Origin of the sequence: Arthrobacter agilis (assembly GCF_030816075.1) — a bacterium.
Classification (GTDB): domain Bacteria; phylum Actinomycetota; class Actinomycetes; order Actinomycetales; family Micrococcaceae; genus Arthrobacter_D; species Arthrobacter_D agilis_E.
Genome location: NZ_JAUSXO010000001.1, coordinates 3,281,165 through 3,299,293, shown reverse-complemented (window position 1 = coordinate 3,299,293; position 18,129 = coordinate 3,281,165). Strand labels below are relative to the sequence as shown.

Sequence of the window (18,129 nt, the reverse complement as noted above, 5' to 3'; positions counted from 1 at the left end):
CTGATGTCTCGGCCGGACGGCTGCGTGTCCCCTCCGGGACGGAAGGATCAGCGAGCGCCCAGCATAGCGAGATACCCGGGGATGCTGGTGCTGGTCCTGCCGCTCATCGGAACGGCCTCGATGGTGACCGGGCCGTCCGCCAGCACCGTCCAGGAGCCGTCGGGGAAAGCGGCACGGCGCTCCGCCGGGCCGAAGTGGCCCGGTACGGGGATACCCCCGATGGCCCTCCGGAGCGGGGCCGGGATGTTCCCCGGTCGCGCACCGAGGCTCTGCAGGTAGGACAGCGGGTTCCCCCGGAAGTTCGTCTCGGTCAGCAGCACGCGGCCGCGGTCGCCCACGATGTCCCGGAGATTCCTGCCGAGTTCCTTCCGCTGTGGCGGACGCAGCACGTGGAAGACCCCGCGGACGAAGACGTTCGCGTCGCCGTGTTCCTCGTGCAGCAGCAGGCCCGCGCCCGGCGCCGTCAGATCCGCCGTCCTGAAGGCGACCGACGGCAGCTCCTGCGACTCGTGCGCCGCACGCCGGACGGCGCTGTCCGCGACATCGACGCCGAGGGCCGAGGGGAAGCGCCCGGCGAGCCAGCGCGTCCACCGCCCGTTGCCGCACCCTCCATCGATGATCGGGAGACCGCGGTCCATGAACCGGTCGATGGCCTGCGCGTACTGATCCGCCTCCAGCCCGATCTCCGCATCCCACAGCACCTCGCCCTGCGTGCCGGTGGTACCGATACGGCTCCAGTACCCCTCCCAGGCCGTGACCGGATCGCGGGGCGTCCGCTGGGCGAGGCGGGCCACTTCCGGCACCATCCGGAGCTGGTCGACGATGTTGAGCATGGGTAGAGGGTACCGACGAAGGGCTGTTCCCTGCCCGAAGCCAAGCATTCGCGCAGGATACGGTGACCGCGGACCAAAGATCGGGCCCCGCCCCGGGAGGCGCACCTAGGCTTTCGACACCAGGAACACACCGAGGATGGGAGTTGCATGCGGCGCGATGAAGCCCGCGCCGGCAGGCGCCCGCCCCGGCAGGGCCACGCCCGGGCGCTGATGGTCACGATGGTCGTCCTGCTGGTCGTCTACACGGCGGGCCTGCTCCTGGGGGACCCCGCCACCTTCGATCCGCTCCTGGACGGCTGGCTCTGCATCTTCACCGAGTTCGCCGCCGTGGGTGTCTGCATCAGTGCGATGGTGCGGACGCGCTTCGCCGAGCCGCAGATCGTCCTCGGCGCGGCTGCGGCGATCGCCTACAGTGCCGGGGACGCCTACTACGCGGCGTCCCTGGCCGGTGCGGACGCGCTGACCGACGCATCGGTCGCTGACATCGCGTACTTCGCCTTCTACCCGCTCATGCTCGGCGCCCTGGGCGTGGTCGTGCTGCAACGGCTGAGGCGCACGGTGTGGCCGCTGCTCCTGGAGAGTGTCGTGGGAGCGCTGGGGGCGGCCTCGATCATGGCCCTGATCCTCGCGCCCGTGCTGCACGCGGGGACCACCGACGGCACGACGTTCGAGGTGATCGTCGCCGTCGTCTACCCGCTCCTCGATCTCCTCCTCATCACGGCCATCGGCGGGATCCTGGCATCGCGCGGCCTCGATATCGGCCCCCGCTGGCCGGTCCTCATCGCAGGCCTGGTCCTCTTCTCCGCCGCGGATGTCGCCTACGCACTGGGCATGCAGGACTACGCGGTCGGCTCGATCATCGACGTCGGCTGGGTGGCCGGCGTCGCCGCGATCGCCGCCTGGGTCGACGGCGCGGCGGACATCGACCGGCACAGGCTCCGCCGGCACCGGGGGGTGCCCGAACTCGCGGCACCCGTCGTGTCCACGGCCGCCGCGCTCGCGGTCCTGGTCGTCGGGAGCCAGCAGCGCATCCCGGTGCTCGCCGTCGTGTTCGCCGCCTCGGCGCTCGCCCTCGCCGTGGTCCCGCTCGCCTTCCGGAACCGGGTGCTCGTGATGCTCTCGAGGACGGACGAGCTGACGGGCCTGCCCAACCGCCGCGCCCTGTTCGCCGACGTGCCGGAGCGGCTCCGCGGTGGGCGTCCCGGCGCCCTCTTCCTGCTCGACCTCGACCGCTTCAAGCACGTCAACGACGCGCTCGGACATGACGTCGGCGATGCCCTCCTCGTGCAGGTCGGCGCGCGCTTCGCGGCGCAGCTGAGGCCGGGCGACCTGCTCGCACGGCTGGGCGGCGACGAGTTCGCGGTGTTCCTCGACGGTGCATCGGAGGACGAGGCACTGGCGGCGGCGCTGCGGCTGGAGGCGGAACTCGCCACACCGGTGCAGGTGGGCAGCGGTGCCCTGCAGATCAGCGCCAGTATCGGGATCGCCCTGACGCCGGAGCACGGCACCGGTATCGGGCTGCTCATGCGGAAGGCGGACATCGCGATGTTCCGCGCCAAATCCGACCGCACGGGTCACCATGTCTACAGTGCCGCGGACGACGACGACGGAGCCCTGCGGCTGCGGACCGTGCAGGAACTGCGGACCGCCCTGGCCGGGAACGAGCTGGAACTGTACTACCAGCCGAAGGTGCGTCTGTCCGACCTCCACGTGACGGGCGTCGAGGCGCTCGTCCGCTGGAACCATCCGACGCGTGGCCGGCTCTCCCCGGACGCCTTCCTGCCCCTCGCCGAGGAGGCGGGCCTGATGCCCGCGCTGTCGGAGCTCGTGCTCGGGCGCGCCATCCGCCGGGTCGCCCGCTGGCGGACCGAGGGCCTCGACGTCACAGTGGCGGTGAATCTCTCCGGTTCCTGCATCCTGCCGTGCCTGCCCCACCAGATCCTCACCCTCCTCGAGGAGCACGACGTGCCGCCGTCGGCCATCATGCTCGAGATCACCGAGGACGTGCTGATGTCCACCCCGGCCGGCACCGCCGCGGTCCTCGCGCGGCTCCGTGCGGAAGGCATCCAGATCTCACTCGACGATTTCGGGACCGGCTACAGTTCCCTGGCCTACCTGCGGGACCTGCCCGTGGACGAACTGAAGCTCGACCGCTCCTTCATCACCGCCATGCGGGAGGATCAGCGTGCCATCGGGCTGGTGGGCTCGATCATCGACCTGGCCCACAGCCTGGGACTGAGGGTGGTCGCCGAGGGCGTGTCCGACGAGCGGGTCAGGGAGGAACTGCGCGAGAGGGGATGCGACTTCGCGCAGGGATTCCACATCTCCGAGCCGCTGCCCGCCCGGGAGGTCCCGGCCTGGATCGCCGCGCACAGCCTGGACGCCGCCTGCGGATGAGGCCGGTCCGGTGAGCGGATGGGGAGAGAAACGCCCCACCGGCCCGATACGCGTGGTGGTCGACGCATCATCTGGCAATGTGGTACCCATGACATCCGATCCTCATACGCGCGTCGCACTCATCATCGAAGACGACGCCGATGTCCGGCAGCTGCTGGTCATGACACTGGGCATGAACGGCTTCACCACCATCGAGGCGGAGAACGGGCGCCAGGGCGTCGCGCTCGTACGGGAGCGCCGTCCGGATCTGGTCACCCTCGACCTGAACCTGCCCGATATCGACGGGGTGGAGGTGTGCCGCCAGATCCGGCCCCTCACCGACGCGTATGTCGTCATGATCACGGCGCGGCAGGACGAGATCGACCGCCTCATCGGCCTCGAGATCGGAGCGGACGACTTCGTCGTCAAGCCCTTCAGCCCGCGCGAGGTCGGTGCCCGCGTGAACGCCATGTTCCGCCGGCCGCGGAGCACGGGCGCCAACGGGTCGCAGTCACCGTCCGGGGCCGAGGAGCCACTGCCGGCCGCCGCGGTCGGGGCGGCGGGCGCCGCGGCGCCGGCCCAGGTGGAGAACCTGCTGACCCACGGGCCCCTGACCATCGACGCCGAGGGTCGGATCGCCATGCTCGACGGCGTCGAACTGCCACTCACGCGGATCGAGTTCGATCTCCTGGCGACGCTCGTCTCGGGTCCGCGCCGTGTCTGGCAGCGCGAGACCCTGCTCTCCCGCATCTGGGGAGACGGCTGGATCAACGACCAGCACCTCGTGGAGGTGCACATCCGGAACCTGCGGAAGAAGCTGGGCGAGGACACCAAGGCCCCGCGCTTCATCCGCACCGTCCGCGGGGTCGGCTACCGGATGATGCCGCCGAGCGCGGCCTGAAACTCTCCGCCCAGCACCCGCAGCCGGGTGATGATGGCGGCGTGCTCACGCGGGGCGTCGATCAGGTCCATCGCCGCGGATGACCCCTCCTCGAGCCGGCAGGCGCCGACCATGGAGGCGCTGACGTTGAGGCTGAGCAGCGCGACGACGGCTGCGTCGGCATCGCGGGCGGCGAAGGCGCCCTCGACGGCGTCGATGCGCTGCGGGAGCATGTCCACGAACGAGTCGGCGAAGTGCAGCGCACCCGTACGGCTGGAGAGCTCCTCGCCGAGGTTCTCGAGGATCCTCCGGTCGAGCGTGGGCGCCCCGACGACGTCGTCCGTGGGGCGGGGGGCCGCGGGATCGGCCGGGACCTCGGATTCGTCGGAATCCTCGTCGGGACGCGACCAGATCATGAGCAGCAGGGCTCCGACGAGCACCGCCGGGATGCCGTAGACCAGGATGTGGCTGACCATCGGGGTGCGGAGCATCCGGATCGCGTTGCCGACCTGGGGGATCACGGCGGCGACCTCGTAGACCGAATCGCCGTCGAGGGTGGCGGTCCACGGGTCGACGGCCTCGTTGGCGTCGCCCTTGGTCCGCACGGCGGTGGCGCCGTCGGCTCCCCGGATCACCTCGACCACCCGGTGGGTCTCCACGCGGTGGTCCTCGACGGGGATGTGGTAGCTGATGACGTCTCCGACGGCGATCCCGCTGACGGGCTGCAGCGTGGTGACCACGACGTCCCCGGGGACGATCCCCGGCGCCATGCTGCCGGTGAGCATGGTCGCGGTCTGGTAGCCGAAGAAGCGGGGGCCGATGGCGAAGAACAGGACGGCGACGACCGCGAGCACCATGAGCAGGGTGCCGAGGAGGCTCGCGAGGCGCTGGACGAGGGTGGTGCCCTTCACGGCCGGTGCGGCCTCGGCGTCCGATGCGGCGGCGGGTGCGGCGGCCGATGCGGCGGCGTGGCGTGCCTGCCGCACTGCCACCACCGTGGGGGTGATGGACGGAAGGTCGATCGTCGTCACGCCTGCTCCTTTGGTACTTCCGCGGATTCCTGCTGAAGCTGCCCGCCGGTTCCGATGGACGGATCGGAACCGGCGGGAAGATCACGGAGTGCTGTACTCCTGAGGTCCACTCTCCTCGGCCGCGCTCAAACGCGACGTGCCCGAAGTGCGAAAGAAAACCGAAGAAAGAGCGAAGCGCGGGGCATGCCCCCTAGGCGAGCATCTCCCGCACCAGCGGGATGACCTTCGTGCCGTAGAGCTCGATGCTGTGCATGAGCTTCTCGTGCGGCAGGGGGCCGGCACTGTACTTCATGTCGAAACGGTCGATCCCGAGGGTGCGCGCCGTCGTGGCGATCTTCTTCGCGACCGTCTCCGGGGAGCCGACGTACAGCGACCCGAAGTCCGCCTCCTGCTCGAACTCGGCCCGGGTGGTCGGACCCCAGCCGCGCTCGCGGCCGATGCGGTCGCGCATGATGCGGTTGTCCGGCCACAGCTCCTCACGGGCCTGCTCGTCGGAGTCGGCGATGTACCCGGGGGAGTGGACGCCGATGGGCAGGGTGGGCCGGCCGAGCTGCGCCAGCGCCCGATGGTAGAGGTCCACGTAGGGGGCGAAGCGGGCCGGGTCGCCGCCGATGATCGCGAGCATGAGCGGCATGCCGTAGCGTGCGGCCCGCACCACCGATTCGGGGCTTCCGCCCACGCCGATCCAGGTCTTCAGGTGCCCGCCCTCGGTTTTCGGATAGACCTCGTGGTCCTTGAGCCCCGGGCGGGTGGTGCCGGACCAGGTGACCGGGCCCTCCTTGATCAGTTCCGAGAACAGGTCGAGCTTCTCCTCGAAGAGCCGCTCGTAGTCGGAGAGTTCATAGCCGAAGAGGGGGAAGGACTCGGTGAAGGACCCGCGCCCGAGGATGACCTCGGCGCGGCCGTTCGAGGCGGCGTCGAGGGTGGCAAACCGCTGGTAGACGCGGACGGGGTCGTCGGAGCTGAGGACGGTGACGGCCGACCCGAGGCGGATCCGCTCGGTCTGTCCGGCGATGGCGGCGAGGACGGTCTCGGGCGCGGAGACGGCGAAATCGTCGCGGTGGTGCTCCCCGATGCCGATGAAGTCGACGCCCACCTCGTCCGCCAGGACGGCCTCGGCGATGACGTTGCGGATGACCTGCGGGTAGGGGAGTGGCCGGCCGTCCTCCCCGCGCGTGACGTCCCCGAAGGTGTCGAGACCGAGTTCCAGTTCGCGTGCCATGGTCAGTGCTCCCGTGCTTGGCGATCAGGCCCACCCTGGGCCCGCTGGTAGAACGGACCGCACCACCCGGTTATTCCATGCATACGTATGTAATGAGGTCGGGCCGGGTGCGACGACGGGCCGCATCGGTGCGGAGCGGCCTCAGTGGCCCTGGGGGTGGTCGAGCTGCCGGGCCTCCGCCGCGCGATCGGCCCGGTCGATGCTGGCCGGATCCGCGAGGTCCACACCGGCCCGCGCCGCGGCGGTCCGTGCCGCCGGGCTCTTCAGGTCCGGCAGGACGAACCGTTGCTGCTCGATCCCGGCGTCCTGCGCGGCGTAGGCGCCCTGCTGCTGCGCGAGTGCGGGCGCGGTGAGCTCGGCCGACCGCAGGGTGTCCTGCGTGATGCCGACCGCGCTCCCCGTCAGGGATGCGCCCAGCAGCGGCACGTACGCCGAGGCGTGCCCGGCCCGGTTCGGGTGGTAGGAGTCCGAGACGGGATTCGAGAGCCCGTTGACCCACTCGGTGGCATCGCACACCGCGTGCCCGGTGAAGGTCGGGGCTCCGAAGGTGAAGCCTGCGGCCGCCGCGGCCGCCGCCGTCGTCCGGTTGAGGAGGTCCGCCGTCGCATTCAGGCGCGCCTCCTCCTCGGGCGAGAACCACGTGGCGGCATTGCAGTCCTCGCCGTTGAAGATCCGCGGGTACCCCGCGACGGCCACCCTCGCCTGCGGTGCCCGTGCCCGGACCTGCCGGTAGAGGGAGGACAGGCTGCCGGGCAGCCGGCCGGTGATGACGGCCTGTGCCTGGTCGATCGCGGTGGTGCAGTTGCTCATCCACGCCGGTTTCGCACATTCGGTCATCACGGCCGCGAAGGCGGCGTCGTTCCCGCCGACGCTGAGCGAGACGTACGCCGTCGTGGGGGTGAGGGCGTCGAGCTGCGTCGCGGCGACATCGGCGACGGTGGCGCCCGAGCACGCACGGAAGTTCAGGACATACCCCTTCGCGCTCGCGATGAGCGAGGGGAACGCGTAGACGGAGCGCTGGCAGGTCGAGCCGTCCGCGAGGTAGGCGCGCGTCCCGGTGCCGGAGGAGTAGGAATCCCCGAGCGCCACGTAGGAGGGCGCCGCCGCACCCGCCGGAGGGGCGGACAGGAGGGCTGCCGCGAGCAGCAGCACGGCGGCGGCCGGACGGAAACGGGGGATCATCATCGATACTCCTGGTGCGCGAGGTGCTGTCGATCCCACGCTAGCGCCGGGCGTACGGGTGTGGGAGGACTCCTACAGGCTTTCCCTGCAACCCTTCCCGGGTGCGGCAGGCTCGGGTAGTGTTCTGCCGTCCGTCCGGGTATCTTTGCCTCGCGTCCTTTCCGCGCGGTACCATGTGGGGCGGCTCACAGCTGCAAGACCCCAACTGAATACGCCAATGATCTGCAGCGGGAGAGTTCTGCCGTTGACTCAACGCCGGCAGGCGCCGTAGGAGCAAATCCTCCCCAGGAATCTCTCAGGCGAAAGTACCGCTGCGGATAGGCAACTCTGGAAAGCAGCCCGGCATCGTCCGGCGCTCACCGACGGTGCAAGCAGGCGCGGAGCCCTGCGGAAACTCTCAGGTCCCACACAGAGCGGGGAGGAACCCGACCTGGCACGCGCGCCCGCGCCTCCCACCTGACGTACGGAGTTCCCATGACCGCCACCCCCGACACGGCCCCCGGCATCGCCACCGTCCCCGGCGCCGCCTCGACCTTCGCCGACCGCCACATCGGACCGCGCACGTCCGACGCCGGGAAGATGCTCGAGGTCCTCGGGTACCCGAGCCTCGAGAAGCTCGTGGACATGGCCGTGCCCGCCAGCATCCGGCTGGACCGCGCACTCGACCTGCCGGCGGCCCTGAGCGAGACCGAGGTGCTGGCGCAGCTGCGGCGGATCGCCGGCCGCAACCGCACCGCCGTGCAGATGATCGGCCAGGGCTACTTCGACACCGTCACCCCGCCGGTCATCCGCCGCAACGTCCTCGAATCGCCCGCCTGGTACACCGCCTACACCCCCTACCAGCCGGAGATCTCCCAGGGCCGCCTCGAGGCCCTCCTGAACTTCCAGACCATGGTGCAGGACCTCACGGGCCTCGACATCGCCAACGCCTCGCTGCTCGACGAAGCCTCCGCCGTCGCCGAGGCCGTGCTCCTCATGCGCCGCTCCGGCAAGAACAAGGGGCGCACGGTCATCGACGCCGACGCCCTCCCGCAGACCGTCGCCGTGGTCCGTGGCCGCGCCGAGGCCCTCGGCTTCGACGTCGAGGTCGCCGACCTCTCCGCCGGCCTGCCCGACGGCGACATCAACGGCGTCGTCCTCCAGCAGCCCGGCGCGTCGGGCGCCCTGCGGAACCACGCCGCCGTCATCGGTGCGGCGAAGGAGCGCGGCGCACTCGTCACCGTCGCCGCCGATCTCCTGTCGCTCACGCTCATCACCGCCCCGGGTGAGCAGGGTGCGGACATCGCCGTCGGCTCCGCCCAGCGCTTCGGCGTGCCCCTCTTCTTCGGCGGCCCGCACGCCGCCTACATGGCGGTCCGCAAGGGCCTCGAGCGCATGCTGCCCGGCCGCCTCGTGGGAGTCTCGAAGGACGCCGACGGAGCACCCGCCTACCGCCTGGCCCTGCAGACCCGCGAACAGCACATCCGCCGCGAGAAGGCGACGAGCAACATCTGCACCGCGCAGGCGCTGCTCGCGATCGTCGCGTCCATGTACGCCGTGTACCACGGCCCCGAGGGCCTGACGGCGATCGCCCGCACCACGCACCAGCGGGCCGTCGCGCTCGCCGCGGCCCTCGAAGGGACCGGCGCCGCCGTCGTGCACGACGCGTTCTTCGACACCGTCCTGGTCCGCGTGCCCGGCCGCGCCGCCGAATACGCGGACGCCGCCGAGGCACAGGGCTACAACCTCCGCCGCGTGGACGCCGACCACCTGGGCATCTCCTGCGACGAGACGACCACGCCCGAGCACGTCGCGGCCGTCACCGCCGTATTCGGCGGCACCGTGGGCGCTTCCGGGACGCAGGGCGAGCGCATCCCCGAGGAGCTGCGGCGCACCTCCTCCTTTCTGACCCACCCCGTGTTCTCGCGGCACCGCTCCGAGACCGCGATGCTCCGGTACCTGCGCAGGCTCTCCGACAAGGACCTCGCCCTGGACCGCACCATGATCCCGCTGGGCTCCTGCACCATGAAGCTCAACGCGACGGTGGAGATGGAGTCCATCTCCTGGCCCGAGTTCGCCTCCATCCACCCGTTCGCGCCCGAGAGCCAGACCGAGGGCTGGCGTGAGCTGATCACCGACCTCGAGGACCGCCTCGCGGAGATCACGGGCTATGCGCGGGTGTCCCTGCAGCCCAATGCCGGGTCGCAGGGCGAACTCGCCGGGCTCCTCGCCATCCGCGGCTACCACCGCTCCCGCGGCGACGAGAACCGCACCATCTGCCTCATCCCGTCCTCGGCCCACGGCACCAACGCCGCGTCCGCCGTGCTGGCCGGCATGAAGGTCGTCGTCGTCGGCACCGCCCCCAACGGCAACATCGACCACGACGACCTGCTCGCGAAGATCGAGCAGCACGCCGGGAACCTCTCGGCCATCATGATCACCTACCCCTCGACGCACGGCGTGTTCGAGGAGGACGTGCGCTGGGTCTGCGAGAAGGTCCACGACGCCGGCGGCCAGGTCTACATCGACGGCGCCAACCTCAACGCGCTGGTGGGCCTCGCCCAGCCGGGCGAGTTCGGCGGAGACGTCTCCCACCTGAACCTCCACAAGACGTTCTGCATCCCGCACGGCGGCGGCGGACCCGGCGTCGGACCCGTGGCCGTGGCCGCGCATCTCGCGCCGTTCCTGCCGGGCGACGCGAACCGCGACATCGCCACCGACGGCGGCCCCGACGCCGAGGGCGGCACGCCCGTCTCCGGGTCGATGTACGGCTCGGCCGGCGTCCTGCCGATCTCCTGGGCCTACGTGGCGCTCATGGGCTCCGAAGGGCTCACGAGCGCCACGGCGCACGCCCTCCTCGCCGCCAACTACGTGGCCGCGCGCCTGACCGAGCACTTCCCCGTGCTCTACACCGGCGTGCAGGGCCTCGTGGCGCACGAGTGCATCCTGGACCTGCGACCCCTGACGGCTGCCACCGGCGTGACCGCCGAGGACGTCGCCAAGCGCCTGATCGACTACGGCTTCCACGCGCCCACGCTGTCCTTCCCCGTGGCGGGCACGCTCATGGTCGAGCCGACGGAGTCCGAGGACCTCGCCGAACTGGACCGGTTCGTCGACGCCATGATCGCCATCAAGGGTGAGATCGACCGCGTGGCGTCCGGCGAGTTCGGCATCGAGCAGAGCCCCCTGCGCCAGGCGCCCCACACGGCACAGGTGCTCATCGCGGACGAGTGGACGCAGGCCTACCCGCGCGAGCTCGCCGCCTACCCGCTGCGGTCCCTCCGCCACGACAAGTACTTCCCCCCGGTGCGCAGGATCGACGGCGCCCACGGCGACCGCAACCTCATCTGCTCCTGCCCGCCCATCGAAGCCTTCGAAGACTAGGAACCCCATGAGCGAGCAGAGCAAGCACACCGCCCTGTACACCCAGCACGAGGCCCACGGTGCGTCCTTCACCGACTTCGGCGGGTGGCAGATGCCCCTGAAGTACCGGAGCGAACTGGAGGAGCACCACACCGTCCGGAAGGCCGCGGGGCTGTTCGACCTGTCCCACATGGGCGAGGTCCTCGTCAGCGGACCCCAGGCCGGCGAGTTCCTCAACTACGCCCTCGTCGGCAACCTCGCGATCATCGCCGTCGGGAAGGCCAAGTACTCCCTGATCTGCAACGAGGCGGGAGGGGTGATCGACGACCTCATCACGTACCGGCTCGCCGAGGACACCTTCCTCGTGGTCCCGAACGCCTCCAACGCGGACGTCGTCGCCGAGGAGCTGCGGCAGCGGTCCAAGGGGTTCGACGTCGCCGTCGAGGATCAGTCCGAGGCCACCGCCCTCATCGCCGTGCAGGGCCCGACCGCCGAGGCGGTGCTCCTCGACCTGGCACGGCCCGAGGACGCGGAGGCCGTCCGCGGCCTGAAGTACTACGCCGCCGTCGAGCTCGAGCTGGCGGGACTGCCCGTCCTGCTGGCCCGCACCGGCTACACGGGTGAGGACGGCTTCGAGATCTTCATCGGCAGCAACCTCGCCGTGCGCCTGTGGGACGAAGCCCTGCGGGTCGGCGCCGTGCACGGGCTGCTGCCCTGCGGCCTCGCAGCCCGCGACTCCCTGCGGCTCGAAGCCGGCATGCCCCTCTACGGGCACGAGCTGGGCCTCGACACCAACCCCTTCGAAGCCGGCCTCGGACCCGTGGTCAGCACCAAGAAGACCGACGACTTCGTGGGACGCTCGGTGCTCGAGCCGCTCAAGGCCGTCGAGCCCGCGCGGCGCCTCGTGGGCCTCCGCGCGGTCGGCCGCCGGTCCGCGCGCGCCGGGTACGACGTCGTCGTCGACGGCACGCGCGTAGGGACCGTCACGTCCGGCCTGCCGAGCCCTACCCTCGGCTACCCGGTGGCGCTCGCCTACCTCGAGTCGCAGTACGCCGCGCCCGGCACCGAGGTGCAGGTGGACCTGCGCGGCCGTCCCGAACCCTTCACCGTCATCCCCACGCCGTTCTACCGGCGCGAGAAGCCCGCCGGTACCCCGCAGTGACCATCAGCGCCTTCGACCTCTTCAAGATCGGCATCGGTCCCTCCAGTTCGCACACCGGCGGACCGATGACCGCCGCCTACCTCTTCACCGAACTGCTCCGCGCCGACGGACTCCTCCCCGGGACACAGCGCGTCCAGGTGGACCTCTTCGGATCCCTCGGGGTGACCGGCCACGGGCACGGCACCGTCAAGGCGGTGCTGCTCGGCCTCGAGGGCGACCAGCCGCACCTCGTGGATCCGACGACGGCCGACGCACGCGTCGCCTCCATCGGCGAGGGCCGGTCCCTGCATCTCGCCGCGGAGCACCGGATTCCCTTCGATCCGGAGACCGATGTGGTGCTGCACCGCCGGCAGAGGCTCGAGTTCCACACGAATGGCATGCGCTTCTCGGCATATTCAGCCGACGGGGAACTTATACGAACAAGGGAATACTTCTCCGTCGGCGGCGGCTTCGTGCTCGACGAGGACCAGATCGGCGCCGAGATCGCCGATCTCACGCCCGTCCCCCTCTCGCATCCCTTCGATACCGCGGACCAGTTGCTCGGCATCTGCCGGACCAAGGGATGGTCCTTCTCGGACGTCGTCCTCGCCAACGAGCTGTCCTGGCGCTCCGAGGCCGAGGTGCGCGCAGGCCTGCTGGAGATCTGGTCCGTCATGCAGGACACCATCCGGCGCGGCACCACCACGGGCGGCATCCTGCCGGGCGGCCTCAGCGTGCGCCGTCGCGCCGAGCGGCAGCGCCAGCTGCTGGAGAAGGCCGACGACCCGACGGACCGGCTGGGCACCATGGAGTGGGTCACGCTCTTCGCCCTCGCGGTCAACGAGGAGAACGCCGCCGGCGGCCGTGTCGTCACGGCGCCGACCAACGGCGCCGCGGGGATCATCCCCGCGGTCCTGAAGTACTACGTGGACTTCGTCCCGGGTGCGGACGAGGACGGCGTGGTCCGCTTCCTGCTCGCAGCGACGGCGATCGGCTCGCTGTTCAAGCGCAACGCCTCCATCTCGGGTGCCGAGGTGGGCTGCCAGGGCGAGGTGGGCTCTGCGTGCGCCATGGCGGCCGGAGCGCTGGCCGAGGTGCTCGGCGGAACCCCCGAGCAGGTCGAGAACGCGGCCGAGATCGGGATCGAGCACAACCTCGGCCTGACGTGCGACCCGGTGGGCGGGCTCGTCCAGATCCCCTGCATCGAGCGGAACGCCGTCGGCGCCATGAAGGCGATCACCGCGGCCCGGATGGCGGTACGCGGGGACGGGCAGCACCACGTGTCCCTCGACGTCGCCATCAAGACCATGCGCGAGACCGGCGCGGACATGATGGACAAGTACAAGGAGACCGCCCGCGGTGGTCTGGCGCTGAACGTGGTGGAGTGCTGACGCGGCGTGGCTGATCTGCCGGTCCGCGTGGAGGTCGTCCCGGCAGACGGCCTCGCGCAACGGCTCCGTGCATCCCTTCCCGTCCCTGCCGTCCTGACGGTCACGTGCCTGCCGCACCACGGTCCGCGGGAAGCCGTGGAGGTCGCGGTGGACCTCGCGGCGGCCGGCTACACGGTGATCCCGCACCTCGCCGCGCGGTCCGTCCCGGACCGCGCGGAGCTCGCACGCTACGTGGCGCAGTGCCGGGACGCGGGGATCACCGACGTCTTCGTGATCGGCGGGGACGCCTCCACCGCTGCAGGGCCCTACGCGTGGAGCGGGGCGCTGATGGAGGACATCGCCGACCTCTCCGGGGGTGCCCTCCGCATGGGGATCGCGGTATACCCGGAGGGCCACCCGGGAACGGCGGAGGACGAGCTGGCGAGGACGCTGCGCGCGAAGCAGGAGCTCGCCTCCTGGTGCGTCACCCAGCTCTGCTTCTCCCCGGACACCCTGCACGCCTACCCGTCACGGCTCCTGCACGCGGGCATCACCCTGCCCGTCTGGGCCGGCGTCCCCGGACCGGTGCGCATGACGCGCCTGTTCCGGCTCGCCACCACGATCGGGGTGGGACAGTCCCTCGGATTCCTGCGGCGCTCGGCCGGTGGTACCGAGACCGGTTCGGTGGTCCGGCAGCTGATCTCCTCGGCGTCCTACGACCCGGCACCGCTCGTGGCGGCACTCGACGGCGCCGGCTACGCGGGGCTCCACCTGTACAGCTTCAACGACCTCGCGGCACTCGCCGCATCAGGCCTCACCCGGTCGGACGGGTAGCCCCGACGCCCTCCGGGCAGGACATGGAGCCCCCAACCCCGGTCTACCGCCGGGGGTCAGGCCCGCCCGGTGTGTCCGTCGATCGCCGAGACCACCAACGGCCAGAGGTCGGGTGGCGGCTGCTGATGCCCGACGCTGGGCAGCGGGAGCAGCTGCGCGCCGGGGATCTCGGCGGCCAGGGCCCTGCCGTGCTCGATGGGGAACAGCGGGTCCGTGGTGCCGTGCAGGACCAGGGTGGGGGCGGCGATCTCCTCGAGGCGGGCAACGGTCAGCGGCCCGTCGTCGAGGACGAAGTGGTTGGTCAGCAGGGCGGCCATGTCCCGGGTCCGGTCCACCTCCTGGGCGGCGAGCAGCCGGCAGCGCGGCTCGTCGAATCCGCGGCTGCCCGCATAGGGCCGTTCAGCCTCCACCCTGTACGCCACCACGGCGTCCCTGTCGCTCCAGTCGGGTGCGGGCGCGGGATCGGCGAGCACTGCACGCAGGCGGGGGATGGGCGGTGGCAGGTCCCGGGGGCGCCCGGCCGGGACTGCGGGGCTGGTGGAGGCCAGGCACAGGGTCAGCACCCGGTCGGGGTGGTCGAGGGCGAGGCGCTGTGCGATCGCGCCGCCCATCGACAGTCCCACCAGGTGCGCACGGCCGACCCGCAGGGCGTCCAGGATGCGCAACGGGTCGGTGACCAGTTCCCCGGCGGTGTACGAGGGGCGTCCTGGCAGTGAGTTGCTCGATCGACCGGTGTCGCGGTGGTCATAGCGCACCACGTGACGGCCGGCGCCGGCCAGCAGCCGGCAGAACCCGGTCTCCCACCAGACCATCGACTGGGCTCCGCCGGCGATCAGCAGTACCGTCGGATCGGCCGGATCGCCGAATGCCTCGATGCACAGGTCGACGCCGTCGGTGGTCACGATCCGCTCCGTCATGGGCCCTCCCGGTTCACTCCGAGGGTAGACGTGCCGCTGCCGGCGTTCTCATCGCGGGTGGTCGGCTCCGCCCCCGTCCGTTCACTGCCGCCGGGACTGTTCGCCCGCTGCCTCCGGACGCGACGTGGGAGTCACCGGGACCTGACGGGTTTCGTGGTGTATCGATGATTCCGGCGCAGTTCTCGCGTCTTCCTACCGGACGCACGGATCAGGCACCAGCATCGGCGACAGGAGTGTTTCGACATGGCTGCACCCCAGCTCTACATCAGCTTCCCCGGGACCGCGCGGGAGGCGCTCGGCTTCTACGCGCAGGTCTTCGGCGGTGAGCTGTCCCTTCACACGTATGCGGACTTCGACAGGCACGACGGTCCACCGACCGCCATCGCCCACGGCACACTGGACGGTCCCGTCGCCCTGGCAGGAGCGGATGCGGCCGCGGGCGAGAAGACGGTGCGGTTCGAAGGGGTGATGCTCTCGTTGCTGGGGACCGCCGAGCCAGCCGTCCTCCACGCCTGGTTCGCCGGACTCTCCGATGGCGCGACGGTGGTCGATCCCCTGGCCCCGAAGCCGTGGGGCGCCTCGGACGGGCAGGTCGTCGACCGCCACGGACTCCACTGGCTCATCGGGTACGAAGCCGCCACGTGAGCGCCCTGCGGCGGGCCTGCTTCCCGTCGCACGGCTTGCGCAGCGGTGAGGCATCGGGATCCCCGGAGCGCCGTGGCCAGCAGGGATCAGCCGGGTCGGCCGGGGTCAGACGACGGCGATGACCGGCTTCTGCCGCTGGGGCGCGAGCTCGCCGATGATGCCGCGCAGGAGGCTGCGCAGTTCGAAGGATTCGAGGCCTTCGCCGACCATCAGCGTGCGCTCGATGTCCTCGGCCCTGGCCAGGGCCTCGATACCGGACGGGGTGATGGTGATGCGCTGGCTGCGGCGGTCGATGCTGTCGCGGATCCGCGAGATGAATCCCTGCCGCTCGAGCTTCTCGAGCGTCTTGCCGATCGTCTGTGCCTGGACGTGCACGGCGAGCGCGAGCTTGGCGCCCGTCATCGTGCCCTCACGGGACAGCACACCGAGGGTGGTGTAGCCGGCATGGGTGATCCCGATGTCGAGGAGCCTCTCGTTCCACGCGTGGTCCACGAGGCGGGCGGCCGTGGTGAGCAGGCGACTGGTTGACCACTCTTCCAGTTCAGGCATGAGATTTTCCTTCCGGGGCTGAAACACCCGGCCGGTACTGCTGACCAGCTCCGGCCGGGTGTCATGTCCTTGCAGCTGATCGATGAAGCACGGGACGGGATCAGCCGCAACAACTCTATGATGCACTTGAAAATTCAAGTTTTCCCGGTGGCCCGTCCGAAGCTTGCGGCAAGACGACGGCCCGGAGACGGGGCGTCCGCACGGCGAAAGCGATGATCTGTGCGGCGACGACGCGCGCCGCGGAGTGCTGGACCACATGCGCCTGCCCGTCGACCTCCACCAGCACGCCGTCCCGCGCACGCGCTGCGAGCTCCCGGCTCCACCGTCCTCGCGCCACCGGATCGCGCCCGCCGCGCACCACCAGGACGGGGCAGCGGAGCTGCTCGACGGCGCGTTCGAGGGGGTACTGCATCATGGGGAGCAACTGGCGCACGTACCAGCGCAGGCCCGTCCGGAGGTAGTCGCCGTACACGATGACGTTGGCCGACGGGCTCTCGCGGAACGTGTCGTGCCCGAGGGAGACGGCCTGCTGCAGGATGGTGCGTCGCTGCCTGTCCACCACCGGACCGATCAGGACCACCCGCTCCGCGAGGGCCGGCGCCCTCAGCGCCGCCGCTGTGATGAACTGCACGCCCATCGAGTGCCCCACGAGCGTGCAGGAACCGACACGGAGGGCGGCCAGCGCCTCGACGATCAACCCGGCGTGGTCCTCGACGCCGAGGTGGGTGCGGGGGCGGGGCGAGGGACCGTACCCCGGGAGGTCCACCGCGTGGACGACGGCGTCGGCCGCGAGTTCCGCGCGGAGGCGGTCGAAGTAGCGGTGGGTCATGCCCAGTCCGTGGACCAGCACGTACGGGCTCCGTGGGGAGGTGGGGTTCTCCGGTCCGGGTGTCGTGCGGATACGGACGGTGAAGCCGTCCACCTGCACAGTCCGGAGGGTCGTCGATTGCATCCCGGCAGTCTACGGGTGCCGGGGAGCGGTTCCTCCGGATTCGTTGAGGGGAATCGGCATCTCGGGGCGACCTGCGGCCCTCGGATGTGGAACTCTTGTCTCATGTCCGTTCCCACGTCCCAGCGCACGGCGCTGATCATCGAGGACGATCCGGATATCAGCGAACTGCTCGCCACCACGCTGCGCATGAACGGCTTCACGACCGTCGAGGCCCGGTCCGGCTTCGAGGGCCTGGCGGCGCTCGCCGAGTACGCGCCCGATCTGATCACGCTCGACCTCAACCTGCCGGACCTCGACGGCGTCGAGGTGTGCCGGCAGTGCAGGGCCTCCAGCGACGCCTACATCGTGATGGTGACCGCCCGCCAGGACGAGATCGACCGGCTGATCGGCCTGGAGATCGGCGCCGACGACTTCATCGGCAAGCCCTTCAGCCCCCGGGAGCTCTCGGCGCGCGTCTCGGCGATGTTCCGCAGGCCCCGGACGGGTGCGGGTGCCGGCACCCCGCAGCTGACGGAACCGGACGGGAACGCCCTCCTGCGCCACAGCGATCTCACCATGGACGTGGAGGGGCGCGTGGTCGCCCTGAACGGGCAGGAACTCGCGCTGACGCGCATCGAGTTCGATCTCCTGGAGACCCTGCTGACGGGCGCCCAGCGGGTGTGGACGCGCGAGGCACTCCTGAACCGTGTGTGGGGCGACGGCTGGAGCCAGGACCACCACCTCGTGGAGGTGCATATCCGCAACCTGCGCAAGAAACTCGGCGAGGACACGAGCAACCCCCGTTACATCCGGACCGTGCGCGGCGTGGGGTACCGGATGATGCCGGGCGACACCGGGCGCTGACCGGGAGGGGGC

The 18,129-nt window shown here is 70.8% G+C and carries 15 protein-coding genes and 1 riboswitch; of the genes, 8 read left to right on the top strand and 7 right to left on the bottom strand.

The features are described from left to right. Positions 1 to 47: 47 nt before the first annotated feature. Positions 48 to 833: a class I SAM-dependent methyltransferase gene (locus tag QFZ50_RS15550; protein WP_307085677.1), complete on the bottom strand. Its 786-nt coding sequence runs from the start codon at positions 831 to 833 to the stop codon at positions 48 to 50. 147 nt (positions 834 to 980) lie between these two features. On the opposite strand from QFZ50_RS15550, the gene QFZ50_RS15545 reads away from it, so the two are divergent. Further along, positions 981 to 3,230, top strand: coding sequence for a putative bifunctional diguanylate cyclase/phosphodiesterase (locus QFZ50_RS15545; RefSeq protein WP_307085675.1), 2,250 nt, complete (start codon positions 981 to 983; stop codon positions 3,228 to 3,230). An 88-nt stretch (positions 3,231 to 3,318) separates the two neighbouring features. Then, a complete protein-coding gene (locus QFZ50_RS15540; protein WP_307085672.1) occupies positions 3,319 to 4,110 on the top strand; it encodes a response regulator transcription factor in 792 nt (263 codons plus the stop codon). Here the strand turns inward: QFZ50_RS15540 and QFZ50_RS15535 are convergent. The 3 genes from QFZ50_RS15535 to QFZ50_RS15525 all read right to left on the bottom strand — a co-directional run bounded on the left by QFZ50_RS15535 (position 4,080) and on the right by QFZ50_RS15525 (position 7,527). Next, on the bottom strand, positions 4,080 to 5,120 hold the full coding sequence (locus QFZ50_RS15535; RefSeq protein ID WP_307085670.1) for a signal peptidase I: 1,041 nt from the start codon (positions 5,118 to 5,120) through the stop codon (positions 4,080 to 4,082). The genes QFZ50_RS15540 and QFZ50_RS15535 overlap by 31 nt on opposite strands. Positions 5,121 to 5,310: 190 nt before the next feature. Further along, positions 5,311 to 6,342: an LLM class flavin-dependent oxidoreductase gene (locus tag QFZ50_RS15530; protein WP_307085668.1), complete on the bottom strand. Its 1,032-nt coding sequence runs from the start codon at positions 6,340 to 6,342 to the stop codon at positions 5,311 to 5,313. A 141-nt stretch (positions 6,343 to 6,483) separates the two neighbouring features. Further along, complete coding sequence (locus QFZ50_RS15525) at positions 6,484 to 7,527, bottom strand: SGNH/GDSL hydrolase family protein (RefSeq protein ID WP_307085666.1); 1,044 nt, start codon at positions 7,525 to 7,527, stop codon at positions 6,484 to 6,486. A 215-nt stretch (positions 7,528 to 7,742) separates the two neighbouring features. After that, positions 7,743 to 7,845, top strand: a riboswitch (glycine riboswitch). A 153-nt stretch (positions 7,846 to 7,998) separates the two neighbouring features. Between QFZ50_RS15525 and gcvP the strand changes: the two genes are divergently transcribed. The 4 genes from gcvP to QFZ50_RS15505 are packed head-to-tail and all read left to right on the top strand — an operon-like array spanning position 7,999 to position 14,211. Continuing rightward, positions 7,999 to 10,887, top strand: coding sequence for an aminomethyl-transferring glycine dehydrogenase (gene gcvP / locus QFZ50_RS15520; protein WP_307085664.1), 2,889 nt, complete (start codon positions 7,999 to 8,001; stop codon positions 10,885 to 10,887). A 7-nt stretch (positions 10,888 to 10,894) separates the two neighbouring features. Further along, entirely contained in the window at positions 10,895 to 12,028 is a 1,134-nt protein-coding gene (gene gcvT / locus QFZ50_RS15515; RefSeq protein WP_307085662.1) for a glycine cleavage system aminomethyltransferase GcvT, read from the top strand. Next, positions 12,025 to 13,398, top strand: a complete 1,374-nt coding sequence (locus QFZ50_RS15510; protein ID WP_307085660.1) for an L-serine ammonia-lyase — start codon at positions 12,025 to 12,027, stop codon at positions 13,396 to 13,398. Before gcvT ends, QFZ50_RS15510 begins: the two co-directional genes overlap by 4 nt. A gap of 6 nt (positions 13,399 to 13,404) precedes the next feature. Next, positions 13,405 to 14,211: a methylenetetrahydrofolate reductase gene (locus QFZ50_RS15505; RefSeq protein WP_307085659.1), complete on the top strand. Its 807-nt coding sequence runs from the start codon at positions 13,405 to 13,407 to the stop codon at positions 14,209 to 14,211. 56 nt (positions 14,212 to 14,267) lie between these two features. On the opposite strand, the gene QFZ50_RS15500 is transcribed toward QFZ50_RS15505, so the two are convergent. Next, positions 14,268 to 15,128, bottom strand: a complete 861-nt coding sequence (locus QFZ50_RS15500) for an alpha/beta fold hydrolase (RefSeq protein ID WP_307085658.1) — start codon at positions 15,126 to 15,128, stop codon at positions 14,268 to 14,270. Between the two features lie 243 nt (positions 15,129 to 15,371). On the opposite strand from QFZ50_RS15500, the gene QFZ50_RS15495 reads away from it, so the two are divergent. Further along, complete coding sequence (locus QFZ50_RS15495) at positions 15,372 to 15,773, top strand: VOC family protein (protein WP_307085657.1); 402 nt, start codon at positions 15,372 to 15,374, stop codon at positions 15,771 to 15,773. A gap of 105 nt (positions 15,774 to 15,878) precedes the next feature. Here the strand turns inward: QFZ50_RS15495 and QFZ50_RS15490 are convergent, their stop codons facing one another. Together QFZ50_RS15490 and QFZ50_RS15485 are read right to left on the bottom strand one after the other, a co-directional pair. Continuing rightward, positions 15,879 to 16,322, bottom strand: coding sequence for a MarR family winged helix-turn-helix transcriptional regulator (locus QFZ50_RS15490; protein WP_307085656.1), 444 nt, complete (start codon positions 16,320 to 16,322; stop codon positions 15,879 to 15,881). A gap of 115 nt (positions 16,323 to 16,437) precedes the next feature. Continuing rightward, a complete protein-coding gene (locus QFZ50_RS15485) occupies positions 16,438 to 17,274 on the bottom strand; it encodes an alpha/beta fold hydrolase (RefSeq protein ID WP_307085655.1) in 837 nt (278 codons plus the stop codon). 102 nt (positions 17,275 to 17,376) lie between these two features. Here QFZ50_RS15485 and QFZ50_RS15480 point away from each other — a divergent pair, with 102 nt between their 5' ends. Next, positions 17,377 to 18,117, top strand: coding sequence for a response regulator transcription factor (locus QFZ50_RS15480; RefSeq protein ID WP_307085654.1), 741 nt, complete (start codon positions 17,377 to 17,379; stop codon positions 18,115 to 18,117). Positions 18,118 to 18,129 lie beyond the last annotated feature (12 nt).